Origin of the sequence: Rhodococcus sp. NPDC057014, from assembly GCF_042673295.1 — a bacterium.
Lineage (GTDB): Bacteria > Actinomycetota > Actinomycetes > Mycobacteriales > Mycobacteriaceae > Rhodococcus_F.
Genome location: NZ_JBHUSF010000538.1, coordinates 1 through 3,298 on the forward strand (window position 1 = coordinate 1; position 3,298 = coordinate 3,298).

2 protein-coding genes are annotated in these 3,298 nt (G+C 68.6%); one reads left to right on the top strand and one right to left on the bottom strand.

Features of this window, described 5'->3' with window-relative positions; genetic code table 11:
* The coding region (locus tag ACFTZB_RS44415) for an Hsp70 family protein (RefSeq protein WP_378442201.1) at positions 1 to 1,464 on the bottom strand (1,464 nt) is incomplete at its 3' end.
* A gap of 224 nt (positions 1,465 to 1,688) precedes the next feature.
* On the opposite strand from ACFTZB_RS44415, the gene ACFTZB_RS44420 reads away from it, so the two are divergent.
* The gene (locus ACFTZB_RS44420) at positions 1,689 to 3,242 is read left to right on the top strand and encodes a hypothetical protein (RefSeq protein ID WP_378442203.1); all 1,554 of its coding nucleotides are present in this window, start codon (positions 1,689 to 1,691) and stop codon (positions 3,240 to 3,242) included.
* Positions 3,243 to 3,298 lie beyond the last annotated feature (56 nt).

Here is a 3,298-nt window from a genome sequence, read left to right on the forward strand (position 1 = left end):
CATCGGCTGAGCGGGCGCCGGGTTCTGCACGGTGTATTCCTGTACCGTGTCATTCCCAGCGGTGTCGTCCTGCGCGGCCTGGTCGACGGACGACGTGGTGGTCGTCGTTGCCGAGGGCGTGTCGTCCTGGCCGATCAGTTGGGTCGCTGCCGCGCCGCCGCCCAGGAGGACGAGGGCGGCGACACTCGCCGCGACCATCCAGCCTCGGATACCCGACTTCGGTGTCTTCGCGGCAGTGGCGACGGTTTGTGTGACAGCCGGTGTGGGCGGGGAAACGGGCCTGGTCGGCACCCCGGCGGATGCGGAGGGAGGCAGTACACGCGACGTTGCCGCCGCGATCGGTCGCGGCGCCGCCGGTGGCTTCACCCGCGGTCCCGGCGCCGACATCACCCGGGAACCCGACTGCCGGAGCGATGCCCTCTCGGCGATCACCGCCGCGCCGCGGGCGGATGCCGTCGCCGGTTCGGGCGAGACGACGAGGGGGACGTCCACGGCGGTCGACAGCAGTTCGGTCACGAGTGGAACCGCCGCTCCGCCGCCGAGGAGGACGACAGCGTCGACGGGGGTTCCGGTCTCGGCGAGACGTTCGAGTTCCCGTGCCACCGCGTTCGCAGCGTGGGTGAGCGAGCCACGGATGACGTCCTCGAATTCGGAACGCATGACACGTATCTGGCGTCGGATGCCGGGAAGCTCGACGGTCACCACGGCAGAGGTGTCCTGGGACAACCGCTCCTTCGCGATCCGGCAGCGGGCCGCGAGTTCGGCGAGGGCAGCGCGGTGGGCGGGATCGTCGACGTCGAAGTCCGGGTTCGCGTTCTGCACCAGCGCGACCACATGTCCCATCAGTAGCCGGTCGGCGTGGTCTCCGCTGAAGTCGGTGCTCCGCGTCGATGGGCGCACAGTGAATTCGGCGCCGCGCGTGGTGGCTACGGTCAGGTCGAGAGAGTGGGCTCCGACGTCGCACAGCAGCACGGTGTCGCAGTCGTCGAGTTTCTCCACCCGGGCGACCCACGTGAGTGCCGCAGCGGTTTCGGGGATCACGGTGACGGTGCGGTTCTGCAGCAGACCCCAGCGGCGGATCTCGTCGTCGAGTTCCTCCACCGCGTACCCCGACCAGCCCGCTGGGGCCGCGACCACCACATGGTCGGGCGCCGGGGTGCGGCCCCGAATCAGACAGTCGAGCGCGGTGGTCACCAACTGCACGGCCGGGGTGCGGGTCCCGTCGTCACCGATCACCGGAACGGGGTCGCCGACTCGGTCGATGAAACCACGAAAGACGATGCTGCCCTGCGGAAGCAAACGGTGCGGCCCGAGCGTCGGCGCGCTGCTGGACGACAGCGCGAGTTCGGCAGAGTGCCACACCACCGTGAATCCGTCGTGCTCGTGGTGCCCCTGCGATTCACCGTGCATCTGTGCGGACACGAACGAGTCGGAACCCATGCTGATCCCCATCGATGTCCGCATGTCGTGATCTCCATTCCGTGGTGCGGCAGGCGGATTTCCTGCCGGTCGAAACGCTAGACCGCCTTCCTGTACCGACCGCTGTGCGCTTCCTGCGATGTTCCTGTGTGCGTGGCGGCGAACGCCCCTAGCGAAGGTGCAGCGTCCTCCCATGGTCTTCCCAGGAATGGTCCATAACGTCGTCGGCAGTCGCCTCGAAGGGGCAAACCCGAGATGAAGGAGCACTCATGACGAGAAGCGAAATCCACCCGTCGGCCGTCCTCGACCACCACGACGTCCCCGCCCCGCACGCCGGAATCGACGCACGGGCACCTCAGCCCGACCTGGGCGGCGCGCCCCATGCGGCGGACCTCCTTCGCGACGGACTCGACGGACTTCTACGCGACCTCCGCCCGGCGAACTCGACCGGCGATCATCCTGCTCAGCACGTTGAGCAGCAAAAGAATTCGCATGACGTTTCGCACGACAACGACAGTCGCGGGTTCGAGAACACCGGCCGTCAGAACAACACAGACACCCGTCACGACAACCACACCGACGGCGACCGACAGAACCACGCCGCCGACTCCTCGCGAGACAACAACAACGGCCGCGACGAGACCAACCACCAAGACAACGCCGGCCACCGGGACGACGCAGGTCGCCAAAGCACCGCCCCCGGCAACCAGGCCCACGAGAACGACAGCACGATCAACCACGACGGACGCACCGACGGCAACAACGTCGCGAGCCATCAGAACGCCCCCTCGAACCCGTCGGCGTCGTTCGGCAATCCCGGCCGCGGCGAGTCGGCCGTGAACTCTGGCGGCGCGTCCGCGTCCCAGCCAGCGTTCGGCCAGGGCAACCCGGTTGCGACGCAGCCGTCGACGCTGGCACCGACGTCGGTGTCTGCGCAGACGTCGGCGGCCGTGCAGCCTGCCGCGGCCGGTCCGGCGACGAGTGCGACGCCGGCAACGGTGACGTCCGCGGCTCAGCCGATCACCGCGACTCCGGTGTCGACCCAATCCGATGCGGCGGTGACGTCGCAGCCTCTCGACACGACCATCCGGCGGACGAGCACCGAATCTGCCTCAGCGACGACGTCCGACACGGACCGGAATCAGAGTCAGAATCAGGTTGCGGACCAGCAGAACACGCGAAGCGCGGAGACTGCCTCGGTCACCGGCGACGAGGGAACGCGAACTGCGTCGACGGACACCACCCCGACCGACTCCGTCACCCAGAACGCGACGGCACCCACCGCGGATCTCGGACGAACCGAGGCGGCCACAACAGCAACGGCAACCACCGACAACCATGCGCCAACGACCGCGACCCAGACACCGGAGGCGACCACCACGACAGCGGCAACAGCAACAACAACACAGGACGCGGCCAGCACCGCGACCGCACCCGCCGCCGACCTCGGCCAATCCCAATCGGCCACCCAGTCCACCCCGACCACAACCACGACGGCGAGCAGTGACCTCTCGTCGGCGGACCACAGTTCGGCGGTCAGCACGCTGACGGATACGGCGTCGAACACCGGCCCCAGCCATGACACCGCAACCACTGAGACCACCACGGCAACCACCGACACCGCGACGACGTTCGACGCGACAACCTCGTACGATTCGAGCGCCACGCACGACTCGGGCACCACACTCGACACCAGCACGTCGCTCGACGCGATGAGCGCGACGAGCCTCTCGTCGGGGTTGACCGCCGATTCCGGCAGCACTGTCGACACCCACGATCAGAGCCTGACTGCGACGGCGACCGTCGACCAGCACATGTTCTGACCTCGACGTGGGGGGGGGGGCGCCCCCCCCGCCCCCCGCCCCCCCCCCCCCCCCCC

What these genes read in the sequence shown, in the direction of transcription:
- ACFTZB_RS44420 (WP_378442203.1), top strand. Translation starts at nt 1,689, where the DNA reads ATGACGAGAAGCGAAATCCACCCGTCGGCCGTCCTCGACCACCACGAC.